Genomic DNA, 21,224 nt, shown 5'->3' on the forward strand with positions numbered 1-21,224 from the left:
AACAATGAGGTTCATTCGAGGAATCCGCACCGTCGCGGCGACGGCCGGGGTCGCGGTGCTCGCGTTCGGCGCCGCCGCCTGCGGGTCCAGCGCGAAGACCGTCGACCAGCAGGCGGGCGGATCCGCCGGCGCGCTGGTCGGCGTGACGATGCCGACCAAATCGTCGGAGCGCTGGATCCACGACGGGGACAACATCAAGGCCGCGCTGGAGAAGCTCGGCTACCAGGTCGACCTGCAGTACGCCGAGAACGACATCCCCACCCAGGTCAACCAGATCGAGAACCAGCTGACCAAGGGCGCGAAACTGCTCGTCGTCGCCTCGATCGACGGTACCGCGCTCACCACCCAGCTGCAGGAGGCCGCCGACCGCAAGGTCCCGGTGATCGCCTACGACCGGCTCATCCGCAACTCCACCGCCGTGGATTACTACGCCACCTTCGACAACTTCAAGGTCGGCGTCGAGCAGGCGAACTCGCTGCTCAAGGGCCTCGGCGACGGACCGGGCCCGTTCAACATCGAACTGTTCAGCGGCTCGCCGGACGACAACAACGCGACCTTCTTCTACAACGGCGCGATGTCGGTCCTCAAACCGCTGATCGCGAGCAAGAAGCTGGTGGTCAAGAGCGGTCAGGTCGACTTCGCGCCGACCGCGATCCTGCGCTGGGACCCGGCCACCGCGCAGCGCCGGATGGAAGACCTGCTCACCAAGACCTACACCGGCGGCGCGAAGGTCCAGGGCGTGCTCTCCCCCTACGACGGCCTCTCGATCGGGATCCTGTCGGCGCTCAAGAGCAACGGCTACGGCACCGCGGGCCAGCCCTACCCGGTCGTCACCGGACAGGACGCCGAAGTCGCCTCGGTCAAGTCCATCATCGCGGGCGAGCAGTACTCCACCGTCTTCAAGGACACCCGCAAGCTCGCCGACGTCACGGTGAAGATGGCCGACTCCGTCCTCAAGGGACAGAAGCCCGCGGTCAACAACACCACCGACTACGACAACGGCAAGAAGGTCGTCCCGTCCCAGCTGCTGCAGCCGGTCGTGGTGGACAAGTCCAACTACCAGAAGGAGCTGCTCGACTCCGGCTACTACACGGCGGGCCAGCTGAAATGACCGAACTGCTCGGCATGCGCGGGATCACCAAGACCTTCCCCGGCGTCACCGCGCTGTCCGACGTCACGCTGTCGGTGCGGCGCGGGGAGATCCACGCCGTCTGCGGAGAGAACGGCGCCGGGAAGTCCACCCTGATGAAGATCCTGTCCGGCGTCCACCCGCACGGCAGCTACGACGGCGAGATCACCTTCGACGGCCAGGCCTGCGCGTTCGGGTCCATCCGCGACAGCGAACGCCGCGGCATCGTGATCATCCACCAGGAACTCGCGCTGTGCGGGCAGCTTTCGATCGCCGAGAACATCTTCCTCGGCAACGAACGGGCCCGGCGCGGCTGGGTCGACTGGAACCGGACCAACCACGAGGCCGCCGACCTGCTGCGCCGGGTCGGGCTGCGCGAGAACGCCGTCACGCCGGTCAGCGAACTCGGCGTGGGCAAACAGCAGCTGGTCGAGATCGCCAAAGCCCTGTCCAAGCGCGTCAAACTGCTCATCCTCGACGAGCCGACGGCCGCGCTCAACGACGACGATTCGGCGCATCTGCTCGGGTTGCTGCGCGAACTGCGGGACGACGGCGTCACGTGCGTGATCATCTCGCACAAGCTCGGCGAGGTCACCGCGATCGCCGACACCGTCACGATCCTGCGCGACGGCAAGACGATCGAAACGCTAGGCGCCGCCGGGCTGAGCGAGGAACGCATCATCACCGGCATGGTCGGGCGGGACCTCGAACACCGCTTCCCGCCGCGGGAACCGGACATCGGCGAGGAGGTGCTCCGGATCGAGGACTGGACGGTGCACAGCCCGAACCAGCCCGGGCGGGTCGTCGTGGACGGGGCGAACCTGACCCTGCGTCGCGGCGAGATCGTCGGGCTCGCCGGGCTGATGGGCGCGGGCCGCACCGAACTCGCGATGAGCGTCTTCGGCCGCTCGTACGGCACGAACATCTCGGGGCGGCTGGTCAAGGACGGCAAGGAGATCGCGCTGCGGTCGGTCCGCGACGCCATCCGCAACGGCATCGCCTACGCCACCGAGGACCGGAAGCTCTACGGGCTCAACCTGATCGACGACATCCAGCGCAACACCTCCGCGGCGGGACTGCCCTCGCTCTCCCGCCGCGGCTGGGTCAACGAGCACACCGAACACGACGTCGCGCTCCGGTTCCACCGCGATCTCCGGATCAAGGCGCCGTCGGTGCGCAGCGTCACCGGGAAGCTGTCCGGCGGCAACCAGCAGAAGGTCGTGCTGGCCAAGTGGATCTTCACCGACCCGGACGTGCTGATCCTCGACGAGCCGACCCGCGGCATCGACGTCGGCGCGAAGTACGAGATCTACACGATCGTCAACGAGATGGCCGCGCAGGGGAAAGCGGTCCTCGTCATCTCGTCGGAACTCCCCGAACTGCTCGGCCTCTGCGACCGCATTTACACGCTCTCCGCGGGCCGGATCACCGGCGAGGTCGCCCGCGCCGACGCCACCCAGGAACTGCTCATGCGACACATGACGAAGGAACGGCCATGACCACCGCCAACCCCGTGCGGCCAGCCGATCCGGCCGCCCCGCCCGCCGGGCGCAGCCCCCGGCGGATCTCGATCAACCTCCGGCAAAGCGGCATCTACGTCGCGTTCGCGCTGATCGTCGTGCTGTTCGAGGTGATCACCGGCGGCGCGCTGCTCGAACCGCAGAACATCTCGAACATCATCGTCCAGAACTCCTACGTGCTGATCCTCGCCATCGGGATGATCCTGGTGATCATCTCCGGGCACATCGACCTGTCCGCGGGCTCGGTGGTGGCGATGACCGGCGCGGTCGCCGCCGTCCTCACCGTGAACCTCGGGCTGCCCTGGCCGCTCGCGGTCGTGCTCACCCTCGTCGTCGGCGCGGTGATCGGCGCCTGGCAGGGATACTGGGTCGCGTACTTCGGCATCCCCGCGTTCATCGTGACCCTCGCCGGGATGCTCGCCTTCCGCGCGCTCACCCTCACCGTGCTCGGCAACCAGGGCATCGGCCCCTTCCCGGACGCGATCCGCACCCTGTCCAACGGCTTCACCGGCGGATACCTCGGCAACATCGGCCTCGGCCCGCTCGGCGGCGCGGACCTGGTCAGCCTGCTCGCCGGGGTCGTCGTGGTGGCCGGAATCGTGCTCACGCAATGGCGCAAACGCGCCGCCCGGCTCGGCTACGGCCAGGAAGTCGACCCGTTCCCGCTGTTCGTGCTGAAGATCGCCGTCGCCGCCGCGCTGGTGCTCGCCGTGGTCGTGCAACTGGCCCGGTTCCGCAATCTGCCGTGGGTCCTCGTCCTGCTCGCGGTGCTCGTGCTCGGCTACTCGCTCGTCGCCGGGAAATCCGTGTTCGGCAGGCACATCTACGCCATCGGCGGGAACCTCCAGGCCGCGACGCTGTCCGGGGTCAAGGTCAAATCCGTGACGTTCTGGGTGTTCGTCAACATGGGCGTCCTCGCCGCGCTCGCCGGCATCATCTTCGCCGGACGGCTCAACCAGGCCGGGCCCACCGCGGGCGTCAACTTCGAACTCGACGCCATCGCCGCCGCGTTCATCGGCGGCGCGGCCGTCCAGGGCGGGGTCGGCAAGGTCGTCGGAGCCATCACCGGCGGCCTGATCATGGCGGTGATCAACAACGGGATGTCCCTGATCGGGGCGCCCAGCGAACGCGTCATGCTCGTCAAAGGCGCGGTCCTGCTCGCGGCGGTCGCTTACGACATCTGGACGAAGCGCCGCGCTGCTGCTCGCTGACTCGTGGCTGGTGGGCGATGTTTCGCCGCCCACCAGCCACTTGCTCAGCTTTCCGCGACAACCCCGCTGAGCTCGTTCGGCACCCCAGGAAGCGTGCCGGTCGCGGTCTTCTCCCCCGTCCCGAGATCGACCGCGTGGACCTCCTTCTTGCCCGGATCCGTCACATACGCCGTCCCGCCCCGGACGAACAGCGCCGGACGCGGCTGCTGCCATTCGAGCGGCTCCTGCCACGAGCCGATCACCGGGATCGTCCGGGTCACGCGAGCCGCGGCAGGGTCGATCACGTGGATCTTGCCGTCGGTGCCCAGCACCAGGCCCTCGCCCTGCGGGCCGCGGGCCAGGGAGCGGAAGGTGTAGCTGGTGCCGAGGTCCACATGCCGCAGGCTGGCCTTCTCGGTATCGATCAGCGAGACCCGCGTCGGCCGCTCCAGTTCCGCTTCCTTGTCGGTTTTGTAGTCTCCCAGCGTGATCGACGACTGCGGGGAGCCTGCCTGATTGCCGATGCGCCCGTAGGCGTCCGGGCTGGTCACCTTGGTGATCTTGCCCGCGCGGTAGATCAGCGCGCCGGTCTCGCAGCCGACCACAACGGTCTCGCCCCGCGCGGTCGCTTCGCCGTGCACGCCCGGGCATTGGTCGTTGCGCGCGATCTCCTTGCCGTACTTGTCCCGCACCGCGATGCCGTTCCGGGTGTCCTCGTTGCCGATCGTGGCGACCAGCTCGCCGTTGGCCAGTTCGACCGCGACGCCGTGATGCGGTTCCGGGGTTTTGTGCTGCGGCGCGGGCGGTTTCCCGCTCCCGAGCGTCGCCGGGTCGAGCACCGTAATTTCGCCGGTGCCGTCGGAGAAGAGGACCGTTTTGCCTGCGTGCCGCACCACGTGTCCCGGCTTCGGGGCGCGGATTTCGGTGTCGGTCAGCGTCGCGCCCGCCGCGTCGAGGAGCCGGAACCCGGTGGCCGTGGACACGATCAGGTGCCGGTCGTTCCCGGCCGGGTTGAGGCGGTTGAAGCCGGGCAGCGGGAGGTCCTTGACGACCTTCAGGGTCTTCCCGTCCAGCAGGGAGATCCCGCCGTCGTAGGTGATCGCGACCGGATCGGCGACCGTCTGGGGTGCGGCTGCCGGGGGCGGCTCCGGGGATCCGCAGGCGGTCATCGTCAGCAGCCCGGCCGCGGCGAGAGCGGCGCAGGCGGTTCGGTAGGGCGGCACTGGCATTTCGTTCTCCTTGGTGGGGATGGGTTTTCTCGGTGTCGAAGATCAGGGCGCGGCCAGGCCGTCGACGATCGCGTCGGTATTGGCGCGCATCATCTCCAGGTAGGTCGCCGCGCCTTGGCCGGGTTCGCTGAGGGATTCCGAGAACAGCGACTTCACCCGCACCCGCACGCCCGCCTGGTCAGCGAGCACCCGCGCGAGGCGGTCCGGCTGGGAGGAATCGGCGAAGACCGCCGGGACCCCGGCCGCGCGCACCGCGTCGGCCAGCGACTTCAGGTCGGACGCGCTGGGCGAGGCGAGCGTGGTGCCGCTCGGGATCACCGCGCCGACGACCTGGAAGCCGAACCGCTGGGCCAGGTAGCCGAACACGTGGTGGTTGGTGACCAGTTTCCGGCGCTGCGGCGGGATTTCCGCGAACCGGCGGCGCATCGTGTCCTCGAGCGTGCCGAGCTCCTGCCGGTACCGTTCGGCGTTGGCCCGGATCACGTTCCCGTCCACTCCGGACACCCGCGCGACGATCTGCTCGGCGATCACCGGCACGGCAGCGCGGACACGGCCGGGATCAGTCCAGAAATGCGGATCCGGACCGCCGTGGGCGGCGTAGCTGATCGGATCGGCCCGCTCGCCCACTGCCAGCGCCGGGACCCCGTTGCGCTCGGCCGCCTGGACCGTGCGCAGCATGCCTTCCTCGAGCCCGAGTCCGTTGTAGACGATCAGCCCCGCGTGTTCGACCTCCGCCGCCTGCTGTGCGGAAATGCCGAAGGAATGCGGGTCGGCGTTCGGTTTCATCAGCACCTTCACGCCCGCCTGGTCGCCGACGATGCGGCGGGTGATGTCGCCGAGGATGTTCGTGGTCACCACCACCGAAGCGCCGCTCGCGCCCGCGCCGGAACAGCCGGACACCACCAGGAGCGCGGCGACCAGCAGGGCCTGGATTCTGCTCATCGGCCGGTCTCCACGACGTAGCTGGCCTTGCCGGGAACGGTGAGCGTCCGGGCTCGGCGGAGGTGGTCGTTGTAGTCGATCTCGTAGATCTCGCCGGAGGCCGGGTTGTTGACGTAGGCGCGGGTCGCGTCGACCTGGATCGCCGGGGTGACCGGGCCATTGACCGCGGGCAGCAACGGGACTTGCGCCTGCTGCGCCCCGGTGGCTGGGTCGAAGGCCCGCAACACGCCGTCCCGGGTCAGCATCAAGACCGGCGCGTCCTCACCCACAGCGTTCAGTGCGGCGACCGGACCGGTCTCGATCCGGGACCACTTCCGGGCCCGGACGTCCAGTGCCCACACCGCGTCAGTCCCGGCCGCGGCGGCGAGGGTCGTGCTGCCGGGCCGGTGCGCGAACCTGGAGGCGCGTTCCTCCTTGCCGACCGGACGCGGGTAGGGGATCTTCTCCCCGGCGAACGTCCCGTCCTGCTCGGTGACCAGCAACGCGCCGTCCGCGCAACCGAAGACGACGCCCCGCCGCGTGACGGCCGCACCGCTCAGTTCCGGGCACGGCTGGGCGATCTCCGCGACCTGCTTGCCCTGCCGATCGTGCACCCGCACGCCATCGGCAACCGACGCCAGGACGCGTTCGCGATAAGGCACCGCTACCCCGGCATGCGGACTCCGCGCGATCGTGCCGAGTTCGGCGATCGAACCGCGGTCCAGTTTCGCGCGGTCCAGCAACTTGGCAGTTCCGTCCGGAAAGGACAGTGCGGTGACCGCGGGATCGCTGTATGCCGCCAGCAGCCGCTGCCCCGGCGCGGTTCCGGTCTCGCGCACCGCGGCGCGGTAGTAGTGCACGTGGTCGCCGTGGTCGACCATCCACGCACCGCTGTCGATGACGCGGACCCCGTCGGCGCGGCCGGTGAGGTAGCCGAACCGGCCGTCCCCGGCGATCGCATGCGCGCCCTCCACCGTTCCGACCGGAGTGACTTGCTCGGTGATCAGGTCGAGCACGTGCGCCGCACCGGTCGAGGCGTCGGCGACGACCAGCCTCGACTGTGCCTCGGCGGTTTCCTCCGCTCCCTCGACGTAGCCGTGCGGCGTGGTAGCGGGTTGCTCCGCCGGATCGTGCCCGCAGGCGGCCAGCAGCGCCGCCACGGCCAGCACGCCCGCCGCCCGGCGGACAGGAGATGTCGTCATGCGTCCTCGATTTCTGTTGTCGGACAACGGATTCGTTCAGCGACGGCGGCCGCGGACGGCGGACAGCAGAGCGGAGAGAAAGAACAGTGCGATCGCGGCGGCGGCGATGCTGGCTCCCGCGGCCGTGCCCCAGTGCCAGGACACGAGCAAGCCCGCGACCGTCGACAGGATCCCCAGCAGCGCGGCGAGCACCATGACCGTCGTGATGCGGCGCGCCCAGAACGTGGCCGCGGCCGCCGGGCCGATCAGCAACCCGAACGCCAGCAAGGTGCCGACGACCCGGAACGACGCGACCACGGTCACGGTCACCAGCGCCAGCACCAGTGCGTTCGCGAGACCTGGCCGCAGCCCCAGCGTCTGGGCCTTGCGGACATCGAAGGCGACGGCGGCGAACGGGCGGTACCCGAGAAGCGACACCGCGGCGACCAGCCCCAGCGCGATCGCCAGGACCAGCAGATCGCCGGTGCCGACGGCGAGCACGTCGCCGAAGAGGAACCCGGTGAGGTCGACCGCGAACGACTGCGAATGGGACACGATGATCACGCCGGCGGCGAGCATCCCCACGAACAGCAGCCCGATCAGCGTGTCCTGCGACAACCGCCGCGACCGGCCCAGCACGGTCACTCCCCCGGCCATCACCGCGGCGCTCAGCACCGCGCCGAGCAGCGGGTTCACTCCCGCCAGCGACGCGATCGCCACCCCGGGCAGCATGCCGTGCGACAGCGCCTCCCCCAGGAAAGCCATCCCGCGCAACACCACCCAGGTGCCCGCCAGCGCGCACATCACCGACACGAGGACCCCGGCGACGAGCGCGCGCTGCACGAACGACACGTCGAAGGGGGTCAGCAACCAGGTCACGGCGCCACTATAGTGGAAATGGTTTTCATTCTCTTTAAGGGGGGCTTTGGTGAACCTTGCCGAACCGGCTGTCACCTTGCGGAACGTCCGCGCGGGCTACGGGTCGCACGAGGTGCTCGGCGGGATCACCGCCGAGCTGCCCGCGGCGCGGAGCACCGCCGTCGTCGGGGCGAACGGGGCCGGGAAATCGACCCTGCTCAACGTGATCGCCGGAATCCAGCCGATCAGCTCCGGCACGCTGCACCGCACCAGCCGGTTCCGCGCCGCCTACGCGACCCAGTACAGCGAGGTGTCCGGCGAACTCCCGATCACCGTCCGCGCCACGGTGACCATGGCCCGCTGGGCGCACCGCGGCCCGTGGCGCAGGCTCACCGCCCGGGACCGGACGGTCGTCGAGGATTGCCTGGAGCAACTGGACATCGCGTCGATCGCCGACCAGCCGCTGGGCACGCTCTCCGGCGGCCAGCGGCAACGGACGCTCGTGGCCCAAGCCCTTGCCCAGCAGTCGGATCTGCTGCTGCTAGACGAACCCGCGGCCGGTCTGGACCTGCACGCGCAGACCCTCATCGACGACGCGCTCGACGCGACGGTGCGCGGCGGGACGACCGTTGTCCGCATCACCCACGACCTCATGGTTGCCCGCCGCGCGGCCCACTGTCTGCTGCTGCGCGACGGGCGGTTGCTTGCCGAAGGGCTGCCGTCCGCGGTGCTCACCCGGGACCGAGTGGCCGCCGGGTGGGGTCTGCCGGATTTTCCGGACCCCGCAGGGTAAGCCGGAATTTCGGTGGCGGCGCTGTCCCGCCGCGACATAGGATTCCGGACGCGGGGAACGGCATGGAGTAGATCAGCGGCAGATCACCCGGCTCGTAACCGGGAGGGCGCGGGTTCGAGTCCCGCCTCCATGTCCATTTCCCCGCTCCTTGGAGTAGTTCAGCAGGCAGAACACCCGGCTGTTACCCGGGAAGGCGCAGGTTCGAATCCTGCCTCCAAGTCTTGACCACAGGGGGAATCCACATGGGACACACCGCGTCGCCGGGGTACGCCTACGGGCAGCTCGAACGGGCTGTGCGCACCGCCTTGTCCGCGAAGGACGGCGGGACGCGCCGTCGTGCGCGGGCGAAGGCCGACCGGTGGCAGGACGTCCTCACGGGCATGGCCACCGGTTCGCTGCGGATCGGCTCGCGGGCCCCGGTCGCGGGCACTCCGGCGTGGGTGACCCTCGAAGTCGTGCACGGCGGGTTCGCCACCGGCCGGTTCCTGGCCGAGGTCCCGCTGTCCCCCGCCGAGGCCGCGCTGTGCCCCGACGGACCGGGCCGGACCGACCGCGAACGGCTCAACCTCTGGTACCTCACCGACGCCGGGCTCGCCGCGCTGCGCGCCATGCTCGCCACCGAGTCCTACCGGATCGACGTCCCGGAGGACGCCGCGCTGCCGACCGTCGCGTGGCTGCTGGAGCACGGGCACGCCGAAGCGGCGCTCGACCTGATCGCCGAACTGCGGCCGCACCTGCATCGCCTGCGCCTGGCCCCGCTGCCCGGCTCGGCGCCGCGACCGGCGGGCGCACTGGTCCGGCTGAGCACCGTCGGCGAAGTCCGGGAATCGCTGCGGTCCGCGAGCACCCCGCCCGCGATCAAGGCGATGCTGGAAACGCTGACGGTATGGCACCCGCTGTTCGACCGGCTGGTCGCGCTGTGGTGCGACACCGTCGAAGGCGAACTGCCGCGGCTGGACGAAACCGGCGTCACCGGCGGATGGCCGTGCCGTACCTGGCCGGAGGACTGGCAGCAGCGTCGCGCCGAATGGCTCGCGGACTACGCAAGCGCGCGCTTCCGGCACACCGCGTCGGGAGTCCACGTCCACCCGAAGAGCAACTTCACCCGGCTGTACCGCGCGTTGCGGGCGTGCGAGCAGGACAGCTCGGAACTGACCGGCCGGGACGTCGGCTGGATCCGCCGTGCCCTGGCGAACACGATCACCAAGCACGGCGAGCCGGGCTCGGAACCGCGGGCGGCGCTGCGAGCGCTGCAGGCCTCGGTCGCCGCGCGGCCCACGCACGCCGAACTCGCCGCCGCGCTGGCCGAACGACTGGACCGCTTCCCGGCCGACGGCGGGCTGCCGTCGATCGAGCCGGTCGCCGGGGACGCGCCGGCGCACTTGGTCGCCAAGGTCGCCCGCGCGCTGGAGGCACCGATCGAAGAACTGGTCGCGCGGAAGGTGATCACGTCGGCGGACGTCCTCGCGACGGTCCTGCCGCAGATCACCGCGCAACTGCTGGCCGCGAACTTCGACAACGAGCAGCTTTCGACGCTGTACGCGCAGACCTACGCGGCCTTCCGCCGTCGCCGCAGTTTGCTGCTGCTCGACCTGGAAAACCAGGTCCGGATCGAGGAACTCCCCTGGGTCCACGCGCTCGACTGGCTGCGAACGCGGCGTCCGGACGCCACCCGGGCCGCCCGCCAGACGCTCTCCCAGACGGTGCTGCTGGCGCTCAGCGCGTTCCCGCAGGCGATCCTGCCGAACACGCTGGTGCGCGAACTGGGCGCGCTGGCGAAACAGGCCGGGCTGCCGATGCCGCTGGTCGAGGAGGTCGCCGCCGACATCTTCATGGGCATCTTCACCGCGAAGTGGCGCACGGCAGCGGAACTCACGAGCCGCACGATGGCGGGCACGCTCTACGCGCGCTACTACGACCTGCCGGAATCCTGGACGTCGGAGCCCCGCCCGCGCCGGTTCCGCGCGCTCGCGAAGGGCACCGCCAACGACTTCGCCGACCTGTGCTTCGCCCGAGCCGGCGGAACCCGCACGTCGTGGCGGCTCCGCTCGGTTGCGGTGAACGGCACGGTGCTGGAGCAGAGCCAGATTCTCACGACGCAGAACCTGGCAGTCCTGGTGCACACGCTCGATCTGCGGAAGCGGCTCCAGGCGTCGGCCCCTGAACTGGCCGCCGAGTCGCTGACGTGGACGGTGATCCGGCTGGCGACGCGCACCGACCACCACCACGCGGCCCTGCAAGCGGTCAAGAACGCGGCCTACGCCTGGCGGCAGGCGCTGTTCTTCCTGAGTTTCTGCGACGTCGAAACTCAGCGCGCGACCGTCCGCGAGCTCGCCGAGCAGGTAACCCGAGCGGGCCTGGCCGAACGCTTCACCCCGGCCGTGACCGGCTTGGCACACGTGGTGGAAGGCGGCCGGTTCACCCCGGAGGGCCGGATCGGCGGCGGGAACGGACGGCGTTTTCTCGGGTGGACTACGGGAAAGCACTGGTGCCTGCCCGAGGTCCGACCGGCGCGCGGCTAGGGAGACGGGACGCGGCACCAAGCCGACAGCCGTGACCGTCCACTCCGGACAGTCTCAGCTCACCGGGTCGCGGTCGGCAGCCTCGCCGCGACCCGGGATACGACCGACTCCACCACCGGCAACATCGGCGGCGCGAACTTCGCCACCACGATGCCGCCGCCGACACCCGCCCACGCCACCGGGCCCAGCGGGGTGCAGCCGAAGAAGTGGCTCACCACCGGCGTCTGCACCACCGCGAACAGCACCGCCGCCGAGCCGAGGCTGGTGGCCAGGACCAGCGGGCTGTGCTCGCGGCCGGACAGGGTCTGCACCAGCTGCGCTCCGACGAGACCGCACAACGACATCGTGCTGGTGCGGCGCGCGGTGCCCGGCGTCCAGGTGCCGGCCAGCCACGCGGTGGTCGCTCCCAAAGCCGTGACGACGCCCCGGTCGCGGATCTGCCGGGTCAGCGGCGCGCCGAGCGACCCGGTGCCCACGTCCTCTCCGGCGTCCGGCGCGGCGCTGGGGGTGACCGAGATGGCCATCGCCGGGAACATGTCGGTCAGCAGGTTCACCAGCAGCAACTGCCGCGTGGACAACGGTGAAGCCCCGGACAGCAGCGTGCCCAGCACGGTGAACCCCACCTCGCCCGCGTTGCCGCCGATCAGGATGCTGATCGCGTCCGCGACGCTGCGCCACAGCGCCCGGCCTTCGTCGACCGTGTCGACTAGCACCCGAAGATCGCCGTCGGTCAGCACGATGTCGGCGGCGTTGCGCGCGGCCGCGGACCCGCGTGCGGCCAGCGCGATGCCCGCGTCGGCGGCCCGGATGGCGGCGGCGTCGTTCGCGCCGTCGCCGACCATCGCCACGACCCGGCCCGCCGCCCGCAGCGCCTCGACCACCTGCAGCTTCTGCTCCGGTGCCACCCGGGCCACCACTCCAGCCTCGCGCAACAGGTCCGCCCGGCCGGCCCGGTCCAGCGCCGCCAGTTCCTGCCCGGTCACGACCGAGGTGTCCTCGGGCCAGCCCAATTCGACGGCGACAGCCAGGGCGGTGCGCGGATGATCCCCGGTCAGCACCACCGGGTTCACGCCCGCCGCGCGAAGCCCGGACACCATCGGCGCCGCGCTGGGCCGCGGGCTGTCCGCCAACGCGAGCAAACCGATGAACTCCAAGTCCGCCAACGGTTTCTCGACGGCCTCGGGCAACCCGTCCGGACCCACGGGCCGGCGAGCCACCGCCAGTACGCGGAGGCCGGAGCCAGCCAGCGATTCCGCCCGCGCAAGGACATCAGCCGGGGCGTCCGGGCAGCACGGGAGCACTACCTCAAGCGCTCCTTTGACCACCAGCCAACCGGTCTCGCCCTCAACGCCCGCCGCGGCCGCGTAGCCACGGCTCGCCTCGAACGGCAGGCCAGCGACCTGCTGCCAATCCTCACCCGGCGGCGACGCGGCGAGCACCGCGGCGTCGGTCGCATGCGCGTGCTTGGCTCGGGCACTGTCCTCTTCGGACGGACACGCCCGCGCCCCGGCCCGCAACACCTGCGTCGCAGCGTCGGATCCCGCAGCTCGCTCCAGCGGCAGAACCTCGCCATTCGCCGTCGCGACCTTGATGACCTTCAGTTCGTTCGTCGTCAGCGTGCCGGTCTTGTCGAAACACACGGTGTCGATCCGGCCCAGTGCTTCCAGCGTGCGCGCGGAGCGAACCAGCACGCCCCGGCGGCTGAGCCGGCGCGCGGCAGCCATCTGCGCGACCGTCGCGACCAGCGGAAGTCCTTCTGGCACAGCGGCAACCGCGACCGCGACGCCTCCGCTGACCGCCTCGCGCACCGTTCGCCCGCGCAGCAACGACAGACCCGCGACGGCGACTCCGCCTGCCAGCGTCAGCGGCAGGGCCTTGCTGGTCAGTTCCCGCAGTCTCGCTTGAACCCCGGCCGCCGGAGCGGTGCGGGACGCCAACGCCACGGCGCGCCCGGCCTCGGTGCGGTCGCCGGTGTCCGCGACAATCGCCCGAGCCGATCCCGCGACCACGGTGGTTCCTTCGAAAACCATGCACCGGCGGTCCGCGATGTCGGAGGCCGGGGTCGGCGCGGTTTGTTTCGGCACCGGCAGGGATTCGCCGGTCAGCACCGATTCGTCGACCTCGAGGTCGTGCAGCCGCACCAACCGCGCGTCGGCGGGCACGACGTCGCCCGCTCGCAGCTCCACCAGGTCGCCCGGCCGGAGGTCGGCGGCGTCCACCGCTTCCGGCTCGGCGTCCGCGGAGGCCAGGCGACGGGCCTGCTGAGTCTGAGTCGCCGCGAGGCCCGCCAGAGCCTGCTCCGCGCGCAAGCCCTGCACCCCGCCGACGAGCGCGTTGGCCCCCATCGCGGCCAGCACCAGCAGCGCGTCCACAGTGGATCCAAGGATCGCGGACGCGGCCGCTCCGACCGCGAGCACCGGAGTGAGCGGATCGCTCAACTCGCCGCGCATCGCGCCGACCAGACGAAGCCCAGTCGCCACCGGCGCGGTTCCGGGCAGTTCGGCGGCCTCCGCAGCCAAGTGCTGGGCGCGCTCGGGCAGACCGGCGCGGCGAGATCGGCGGCGGCGCGGATCCGAGGCCAGCTTGCGCAGCACTTCCTCCAGCGGCAACGCGTGCCAGGCGACTCGCGGCCGCGGTGCCGGAGCCGTTTCCGCGGCCATCGCCACGGCGCTCTGCCATCCCGCGGCCAGCGCGACACCAGTGGCGAGGTTGACCGGAGTCAGCCGCGCCAAGGGCGACAACAGACGCCGCCACTGCCGGTGCCCGTCCGTGGCGACCACCAGACCGGACAAAGCCGCCGCGGCCTCGGCGCAGGTCGTCGCCCGGTCGCCAGCGGCACGCGCACTGCGCACCGCGCGCATCAAACGCCAGACTCCCGCCAAGCCACTGATCGACAGCAAGTCAGCAGCCCAGACCGCGGCATCGCATCCGTGCGCGACCGCGACCGCGAGATCGCCGCGCAGCAGGCCGTCCAGCACCTCCTCCCGGGCAGACGCGTCCGCGCTCGGCGGGACGCGGACCAGGGTCAGCACGACATGGCCGTCCTCCTGACACCCGGTGACGACGTCGGCCATCGCGCGATCGGTGACGACCTCGTCCGCCAGCGCGGCCTCAGCACCTGGCGAGCTGCCCTGGACGACCACGATCCGCAGACCGGCTTGCCCGGCCGCGTCCAGCACGCTCTCCGCCAGCGGATCGGGCACCCACCCGACGAGCACCGTTCCGACGTCCACGCCGTCGGCCGAGGCGATCATCAACCCGGTCTCGGCATCGGGATCGTCGGGCGCCGGCCGCAGCCGAACGGAGCTGTCTTCGCCGTCCACCGCGTGCAAGGCCGCTTGCCACAGCCTGCCTTCCGCCCACTCGGTGTCAGTGGGATGGGCCTCGAGCACCGTGCGCTGGTCGCCGCATAGTGCGTTGCTGTGCACCACAAGGGTGTCGGCCGCTTGCAGCAGCCGGAGCCGGTCTGGATTCCGGACGAGCACCCCCTCGCGCGCGAGGGCGAGTCCGGTGCCCGAAGCGTAGGCAGTCCAGCCGTAGCGAGCTGGTTTGGGTGAACTGGCAAGGATCGCCGAACTGGCCTGGCTGAGGTCGCGTTTGAACAGCACGGTCGCCCCCGCGCCGACGAGGCCGCCGGTCAGCGCAGTTTTGGCGTAGTCAGTGACCGGATCCGGCGGGGCCGGCCTGCGTTCGGGCCGGGCTGTCGGACAGTCGCGATCGGGCACGCACAGCCGGTCGCAGGACCGTTCGAAAGCGACCACCTGCGCCACCGCGTCCGCGAGCTGCCCGGCGCGCAGCAGCACGTCGAGGGCGAGGTCGGCGGGGGACTTCCCGATGCCGTGCAGCGCGGCGTTGGCGGTGGCGACCGCCAGTTCGGCACCAGGCCTGCCGAGCTTGGCGCGCAAGAAGTCTTGTGCGAGCGGATGTTCCCGCACCGCAGTGAGCGCGGCGGACAGCACTTGCGGAGGACGGCGCAGCCGCAGGGGCGTGGCAGCCGTCGCCATCGCGAGCCCGGCACCGCTGATCGCCAGCGCGGCAGCCTGCGTCTGGACCGCGCTGAGATCACCGGGATGAGCGGACGCTTCGTCCGGGGAGCCAACGGAAAGCCCGTGCTTCCGGGCGCGGGCAGTCACGGCGGCCACCAGACGGTCGCTGGCCGCGCCTTCCGCCATCGTCAGCACCATCCGGGACAGACCGGCGTCCCAATAGGCGGCGAGGACGTCGGGCCGAGCCATCGCCTCGCGGACCAGCTTGCGCACCACACGTCCGAACCGGCTCGCGTCGCCAGTGGATTCCGGCCGTAGTCCGACGTGGAGCTTCTGCCCGTGCCGCCACACCGCCTCGGTTCCCTTGGCCCCATGGACAACAGCGTCGCGCAACACCCGCGCGGCACAGGTCGTGGCGCGGACGCTGGCACCCGCTCCGGTCGCCACGGCATCGGTTCCGAGGCTGACCGCCTCGACGGCCACGCCCGCGACCTGTCCCGCGGAACGCACGCGACACCAAGGAGGACAGATTTCCCGTCATGCTCTCGTCATCCTCCGCGCGCCGACCCGCTGCCCTCGAATTCCTTCCATCGCAAGCACGGTCGTGATACCCGGTGGAGAGCGAGGCAAACACCCGGACGAGGGAAGCTGGCGCGCGGAACGGACCAGCGGCTACCGGAGGAACCGGACCAGCGTTTCCGAGAGCTGGTCCGGTTTTTCCTCGGCCATGTGGTGCCCGGACTCGATGCGGGCGGACGTCAGCTCGCCGCTGACCCACGACCGCCAGATGCCGACCGGATCGCCGTAAAGGTCCTCCATGTCGTCCCTGACAGACCAGGCGACGAGGGTCGGACAGGCGATGACGCGCTGTGCCGCCCGGTCCGCCTCGTCGTGGGCGCGATCGGCGGTCAGCCCGGCGCGGTAATCCTCCAGCATGGCCCGCACGGTGGCCGGATTCGTGATCGCGCGCGTCATGTCGAGATAGTTCTCGCGCCCCATGGCTTTCTCATTTGGGCGGTACCAGGCAAGGGGATCCGCCGTGATCACCCGCTCCGCGTGCGGGGAGGCGCCGAGGAAAAACCAGTGCCACCACGCCGTGGCGAACTTAGTGCCCGCGCGTTCGAGCGCCTCGAGAATCGGCACGCTGTCCAGGACTCCGAGACGGGACACCGAATCGGGATGGTCCAGCGCGGTGCGGTAAGCGACGTAACTGCCGCGATCGTGTCCTACGACGGCGAATCGGCGGTGGCCGAGGCTGCGCATCAGAGCCACGATGTCCGCTGCCATCGCGCGATCGCAGTAGACCTCGTGGTTTTCGTCGGGATCGGGTTTGGCCGACCGGCCGTACCCGCGCAAATCCGGGCACACCACGGTCAATCCCGCCTCGGCGAGCCGGGGAGCTACCCGGTACCAAGTCGTATGTGTCCGGGGATGCCCGTGCAGCAACACCACGGGCGGCCCTTCCCCGCCGCTTCGGCCGTGGATGGTCACTGAGTCGCTGACGGAGATGTCCCATTCGGCGAAGGTGTCGAACACGCTTCCACTCTCGCACCGCCGAGACCCGCTCGCGCGCTGGTGCGCCTCGCTCAACCGGAAGACTCAACGAGCCCGCGAAGGCGACTCCCCATAACGGCGCCGAAACGCCGCAGCGAACCGGCTGGCGCTGGAAAATCCCCACCGCGCCGCGATCTCGCTCACCGAGAATTCCGGGTGCTCTTCGAGATCCGCCCGAGCATGCTGCAACCGCACCCCGACGAGATGCTCCGTCGGCGTGCAGCCGACCCATTCCCGGAAGCTCTCCTGCAACCGGCGAACCGTAGTCCCGGCGACAGCAGCCATGTCCGCCGCCGTCCACGCCCGGGCCGGGTCGGCGCGCACCGCGTCGACCACTCGCGTGATCGCGCGCGGCCGCGGCGGCGGGACGCGGCCGGTATCAGGGCAGCCCGCCAGGAGGAATCCGGCCGCGACCGCTCCGGCCAGCTGTTCCCGGACGATCGGCTGGTCGCTGAACAACGATCCGTCGCGCATCTGCGACGACAGACCGGCGACGAGATGCCGCCAGTCGCGCGCGGGACCGTGCTCCAGCGGCAACTGGTCCGGGAGCGCACCGGCGACGCGGACGGTCCCGGCGCCGACGACCCGTTCGGCCTCGCGGTCCAGCCAGTCCCGGTCGAATTTGACGCCCAGCACGGTGCAGGTCGCGTCCCAGTGGGTGATCAGCGAAGGCGTGTCCGCCCGGAAGACCGTCGCCTGTCCCGGCACCGACGTCACCGAACCGTGCCTGCCACGGCTGGCGACGTGGCCGGTCAGCGGCAGGTTGACCTCGTACGCGGACGGGTAGTCGCAGGCGATCTCGACGTCGGCTCCCCATCCGACGTACCCGATCAGCACCGGGCCGAGGTCCAGCGTCCGCAGGGTCAGCCGCGGCTCGCGGCCGCCGCCGAGCGGCGTCAGCTGGTGCGGAAAGTAGGCGTCGGCCACCGACTTCGAGACTCGCTCCCAGTCCCGCGGCGCCGCACCACGGCGTGCGGACATGGACGCATGCTAGCTGATCAGCGGCGGAGCGCCGGATTCGTCGCGCGATCCGTACCGGATCCGCGCTTCGCGTGTCGTGGGCGCTGCCCGCGCGGACCTACCTTCGCCCCACCACGCACGAAGGAGGCCGCGTCAATGACGACGAACAGCACCACCGCCCCGGACCTGTCCTGGATCGACGACATCACCATGGCCCAGCTGGAGCGCAACCCGTACGAGCCTTACGAACGGCTGCGCCGCGAGGCCCCGCTGGCGTACGTGCCGGTGCTCGGCTCATACGTGGCGACGACCGCGGAGATCTGCCGCGAGATCGCCACCAGCCCCGATTTCGAAGCCGTCATCACGCCGGCCGGCGGCCGCACCTTCGGCCATCCGGCGATCATCGGGGTCAACGGCGACATCCACGCCGACCTGCGCTTGATGGTCGAGCCCGCGCTGCAGCCCGTCGAGGTCGACCGGTGGATCGACGACCTCGTCCGCCCCATCGCCCGCGGCTACCTGGAGAAGTTCGAGAACGACGGCCGCGCGGAACTCGTCTCCCAGTACTGCGAGCCGGTCAGCGTCCGTTCCCTCGGCGACCTGCTCGGGCTGCAGAGCGTCAGCTCGGACAAACTGCGCGAATGGTTCGCGAAGCTGAGCCGGTCCTTCACCAACGCGGCGATGACCGAGGACGGCGAATTCGCCAACCCGGAGGGGTTCGTCCAGGGCGACGAGGCGAAGGCCGAGATCCAGGCGACGGTCGACCCGCTGATCGACCGGTGGATCGCCGAACCCGCCGACACCGCGATCTCGCACTGGCTGCACGACGGGATGCCGCCGGGCAAGACCCGCGACCGCGAATACATCTACCCGACGATCTACGTGTACCTGCTCGGCGCGATGCAGGAACCGGGCCACGGCATGGCCTCGACGCTGACCGGCCTGTTCAGCGAACCCGACCAGCTCGAGCAGGTCGTGGACGACCCGGCGCTGATCCCCCGCGCGATCTCCGAGGGAATGCGCTGGACCTCGCCGATCTGGTCGGCCACCGCGCGGATCTCGACGAAGGCGGTCACCGTCGCCGGGGTCGACCTGCCCGCGGGCACGCCGGTGATCCTGTCCTACGGCTCGGCCAACCACGACACCGGCGTCTACGAGGCCCCGACCCGCTACGACCTGCACCGTCCCCCGCTGCCGCACCTGGCGTTCGGCGCCGGGAACCACGCCTGCGCCGGGATCTACTTCGCCAACCACGTCATGCGGATCGCGCTGGAGGAACTGTTCGAGTCCATCCCGAACCTCGAGCGCGACACCTCCTCGGACGTCGAGTTCTGGGGCTGGGGTTTCCGCGGGCCGACGTCGCTGCACGTCGCCTGGGAGGCCTGACATGTCCTTCACCGCGACCGTCGGCGGCCGGGAAGTGCCGTGCGGGCCGGACCAGCCGATGCTCGACGCTTTCCTCCGCGCCGGCGTCTGGATGCCGAACTCCTGCAACCAGGGCACCTGCGGAACCTGCAAGCTGCGCGTGGTCGACGGCTCCGTTGACCACCGCGACTCCCCCGCCGACACCCTGACCGAGGACGAGCGGGCGGCGGGCCTGGCGCTGGCCTGCCAGGCCCGGCTCTGCTCGAACGTCGTCGTCGAAACCGCGGGCGGCGCCGCCCGGGCCACGCACCCGCTGCGCGACCTCACCGCGACTGTCCGCGAAATCCAGGACATCGCCCGTGACACCCGACGGCTGCGGCTCGGCCTGCCCGAACCGCTGGCGTTCAACGCGGGCCAGTACGTCGAGCTGACCGTGCCCGGCACCGGCGTGCGCCGCCAGTACTCGCTGGTCAACACCGCCGACGAGGACAAAGTCCTGGAGCTGCACGTCCGTCTGGTGCCCGGCGGGGCGGCCACCGAACAGTGGATCTTCGCGGGGCTCTCCGTCGGAGAACAGATCCAGGTCACCGGCCCGCTCGGCGATTTCTTCCTGCCGCCCGAGGACGAGGACGACGGCGGCCCGATGGCGCTCATCGGCGGCGGCACCGGCCTCGCCCCGCTGATCGGGCTCGCCCGCACCGCGCTGTCCCGGGACCCGAGCCGGAAAGTGGTGCTGTACCACGGAGTTCGCGGTGCGGCCGACCTCTACGACCTCGACCTGATGGCCGAACTCGCCGACAGCTACCCGGGTTTCTCGTTCCTTCCGGTGCTGTCGCACGAACCCGGGAACAGCACGTATCGCACCGGTTTCCCGACCGACCAGTTCCTCGAGGACGTCCCCAGCGCCCGCGGCTGGTCCGGCTGGCTCTGCGGGCCGCCGCCGATGGTCGACGCCGGGGTGAAGGCGTTCAAACGCCGCCGCATGGCGCCGCGGATGATCCACCGGGAGAACTTCACTCCGGCCACGACCTGACCGGAATCCCGTTTCCTAAAGATCGATGACGACCTTGCCGTGCACGTGCCGCCCCGACTGCAGCTCGACCGCGGCCCGGATCTCCTCGACCGGGAAGCTCGCCGCGATCGGCACCCGGAGCCGTCCCGCCGCCACCAGCTCGGCGATCTCCTCGATGGCGCCGGGCGCGGCGTTGGCCCCGTTCGCCGGTGTGATCCCGTCGATCTGACCGGCGATGGTGGTGATGCGTTCGTCCGGCACACCGAGTTCGCGGGCCGCCCACGCCGTTTCCGCACCGTGCAGATCCATGGCCGCGGTGACGCCGGCGGGTGCCAGCGCACGGACCCGGTCGGCCAAGCCGTCGCCATAAGCGACCGGCTCGGCCCCCAGCGCGCGCAGGGCGTCGGCCGAGGACGCCGACCCCGTCCCGATCACTCGCGCACCGGCAAGGCGGGCGAGCTGGACAGCGAACACGCCGACCCCGCCTCCCGCGCCGCCGACCAGCACCGTGTCGCCCGGGCCTGCGTTGACCACCGCCAGCGCCGCGGCCGCCGTGCAGCCCGCGATCGCAAGCGCGGCGGCGGTGCGGTCGTCGACGCCGTCCGGGGTGCGGTGCGCATCGCCGCCCACCGCGATGGTCCCCGCGACGTCCACGACGACGTAATCGGCGACCGCGCGGGACAGCGCGCCGCCGAACACCCGGTCGCCGACCGCGAACTCGGTCACGCCGTCGCCGATCTGGTCCACGGTCCCGGCGTAATCGGTGCCGAACCCGCACGGCAGGCTCAGCCCGAACCGCGCGGCGGTCTCCGCGTCCGAGGTCATGAACCAGTCCATCGGGTTCAGCCCCGCCGCGGCGACCCGCACGCGAAGCTGCCCCGGACCGGCCTGCGGCGCCGGCACTTCGCGCACCCTGAGGGCCTCCGGCCCGCCGAACGTCTCGAACCGCACCGCCCGGCTCGCTTCTTTCCCGCTCACGTGGCTCCTCCGATTCCAGGAAACGG

At 70.9% G+C, this 21,224-nt stretch carries 15 protein-coding genes and 2 tRNA genes; 9 read left to right on the top strand and 8 right to left on the bottom strand.

Annotated features, from left to right (window positions below; genetic code table 11):
* Positions 1-4 precede the first annotated feature (4 nt).
* Genes chvE through mmsB form a run of 3 tightly spaced genes read left to right on the top strand, consistent with a single transcriptional unit; the run spans position 5 to position 3,860 of the window.
* A complete protein-coding gene (chvE, locus tag PUT80_RS02980) occupies positions 5-1,111 on the top strand; it encodes a multiple monosaccharide ABC transporter substrate-binding protein (protein WP_275291011.1) in 1,107 nt (368 codons plus the stop codon).
* Positions 1,108-2,628: a multiple monosaccharide ABC transporter ATP-binding protein gene (mmsA, locus tag PUT80_RS02985; protein WP_037806335.1), complete on the top strand. Its 1,521-nt coding sequence runs from the start codon at positions 1,108-1,110 to the stop codon at positions 2,626-2,628. The genes chvE and mmsA overlap by 4 nt, the downstream gene beginning before the upstream one ends.
* On the top strand, positions 2,625-3,860 hold the full coding sequence (gene mmsB / locus PUT80_RS02990; protein ID WP_037806337.1) for a multiple monosaccharide ABC transporter permease: 1,236 nt from the start codon (positions 2,625-2,627) through the stop codon (positions 3,858-3,860). The genes mmsA and mmsB overlap by 4 nt, the downstream gene beginning before the upstream one ends.
* Positions 3,861-3,904: 44 nt before the next feature.
* Here the strand turns inward: mmsB and aztD are convergent, their stop codons facing one another.
* The 4 genes from aztD to aztB form a co-directional block, all read right to left on the bottom strand.
* On the bottom strand, positions 3,905-5,008 hold the full coding sequence (gene aztD, locus PUT80_RS02995) for a zinc metallochaperone AztD (RefSeq protein ID WP_275291096.1): 1,104 nt from the start codon (positions 5,006-5,008) through the stop codon (positions 3,905-3,907).
* 102 nt (positions 5,009-5,110) lie between these two features.
* The gene (gene aztC, locus PUT80_RS03000; protein WP_275291012.1) at positions 5,111-6,010 is read right to left on the bottom strand and encodes a zinc ABC transporter substrate-binding protein AztC; all 900 of its coding nucleotides are present in this window, start codon (positions 6,008-6,010) and stop codon (positions 5,111-5,113) included.
* Positions 6,007-7,191 (bottom strand): hypothetical protein, encoded by a 1,185-nt coding sequence (locus PUT80_RS03005; RefSeq protein ID WP_275291013.1) that lies wholly within the window; start codon positions 7,189-7,191, stop codon positions 6,007-6,009. Before PUT80_RS03005 ends, aztC begins: the two co-directional genes overlap by 4 nt.
* A 36-nt stretch (positions 7,192-7,227) precedes the next feature.
* Entirely contained in the window at positions 7,228-8,049 is an 822-nt protein-coding gene (gene aztB, locus PUT80_RS03010; protein ID WP_043838566.1) for a zinc ABC transporter permease AztB, read from the bottom strand.
* Positions 8,050-8,098: 49 nt separating this feature from the next.
* Between aztB and aztA the strand changes: the two genes are divergently transcribed.
* From aztA to PUT80_RS03030, 4 genes are all read left to right on the top strand, one after another.
* Positions 8,099-8,821, top strand: coding sequence for a zinc ABC transporter ATP-binding protein AztA (aztA, locus tag PUT80_RS03015; RefSeq protein WP_037806346.1), 723 nt, complete (start codon positions 8,099-8,101; stop codon positions 8,819-8,821).
* Between the two features lie 61 nt (positions 8,822-8,882).
* Positions 8,883-8,957: transfer RNA gene (locus PUT80_RS03020), tRNA-Thr, on the top strand.
* 11 nt (positions 8,958-8,968) lie between these two features.
* Positions 8,969-9,041 (top strand) — tRNA-Asn (locus tag PUT80_RS03025).
* 22 nt (positions 9,042-9,063) lie between these two features.
* On the top strand, positions 9,064-11,343 hold the full coding sequence (locus PUT80_RS03030; protein WP_275291014.1) for a hypothetical protein: 2,280 nt from the start codon (positions 9,064-9,066) through the stop codon (positions 11,341-11,343).
* A 59-nt stretch (positions 11,344-11,402) separates the two neighbouring features.
* Here the strand turns inward: PUT80_RS03030 and PUT80_RS03035 are convergent, their stop codons facing one another.
* The 3 genes from PUT80_RS03035 to PUT80_RS03045 form a co-directional block, all read right to left on the bottom strand.
* Entirely contained in the window at positions 11,403-15,839 is a 4,437-nt protein-coding gene (locus PUT80_RS03035) for a cation-translocating P-type ATPase (RefSeq protein ID WP_275291015.1), read from the bottom strand.
* Between the two features lie 162 nt (positions 15,840-16,001).
* Entirely contained in the window at positions 16,002-16,865 is an 864-nt protein-coding gene (locus PUT80_RS03040; protein ID WP_275291016.1) for an alpha/beta hydrolase, read from the bottom strand.
* Positions 16,866-16,928: 63 nt separating this feature from the next.
* Positions 16,929-17,864 carry an AraC family transcriptional regulator gene (locus tag PUT80_RS03045; protein WP_275291017.1) on the bottom strand — a complete coding sequence of 312 codons (936 nt, stop codon included), beginning with the start codon at positions 17,862-17,864 and terminating at the stop codon, positions 16,929-16,931.
* Positions 17,865-17,999: 135 nt separating this feature from the next.
* Between PUT80_RS03045 and PUT80_RS03050 the strand changes: the two genes are divergently transcribed.
* Positions 18,000-19,229 (top strand): cytochrome P450, encoded by a 1,230-nt coding sequence (locus PUT80_RS03050; RefSeq protein WP_275291018.1) that lies wholly within the window; start codon positions 18,000-18,002, stop codon positions 19,227-19,229.
* A gap of 1 nt (position 19,230) precedes the next feature.
* Positions 19,231-20,241, top strand: coding sequence for an FAD-binding oxidoreductase (locus PUT80_RS03055; protein ID WP_275291019.1), 1,011 nt, complete (start codon positions 19,231-19,233; stop codon positions 20,239-20,241).
* Between the two features lie 15 nt (positions 20,242-20,256).
* Here PUT80_RS03055 and PUT80_RS03060 read toward each other — a convergent pair whose 3' ends face one another.
* On the bottom strand, positions 20,257-21,198 hold the full coding sequence (locus PUT80_RS03060) for an NADP-dependent oxidoreductase (RefSeq protein WP_275291020.1): 942 nt from the start codon (positions 21,196-21,198) through the stop codon (positions 20,257-20,259).
* Positions 21,199-21,224 lie beyond the last annotated feature (26 nt).

Source organism: Amycolatopsis sp. La24 (assembly GCF_029087445.1).
Lineage (GTDB): Bacteria > Actinomycetota > Actinomycetes > Mycobacteriales > Pseudonocardiaceae > Amycolatopsis > Amycolatopsis nivea.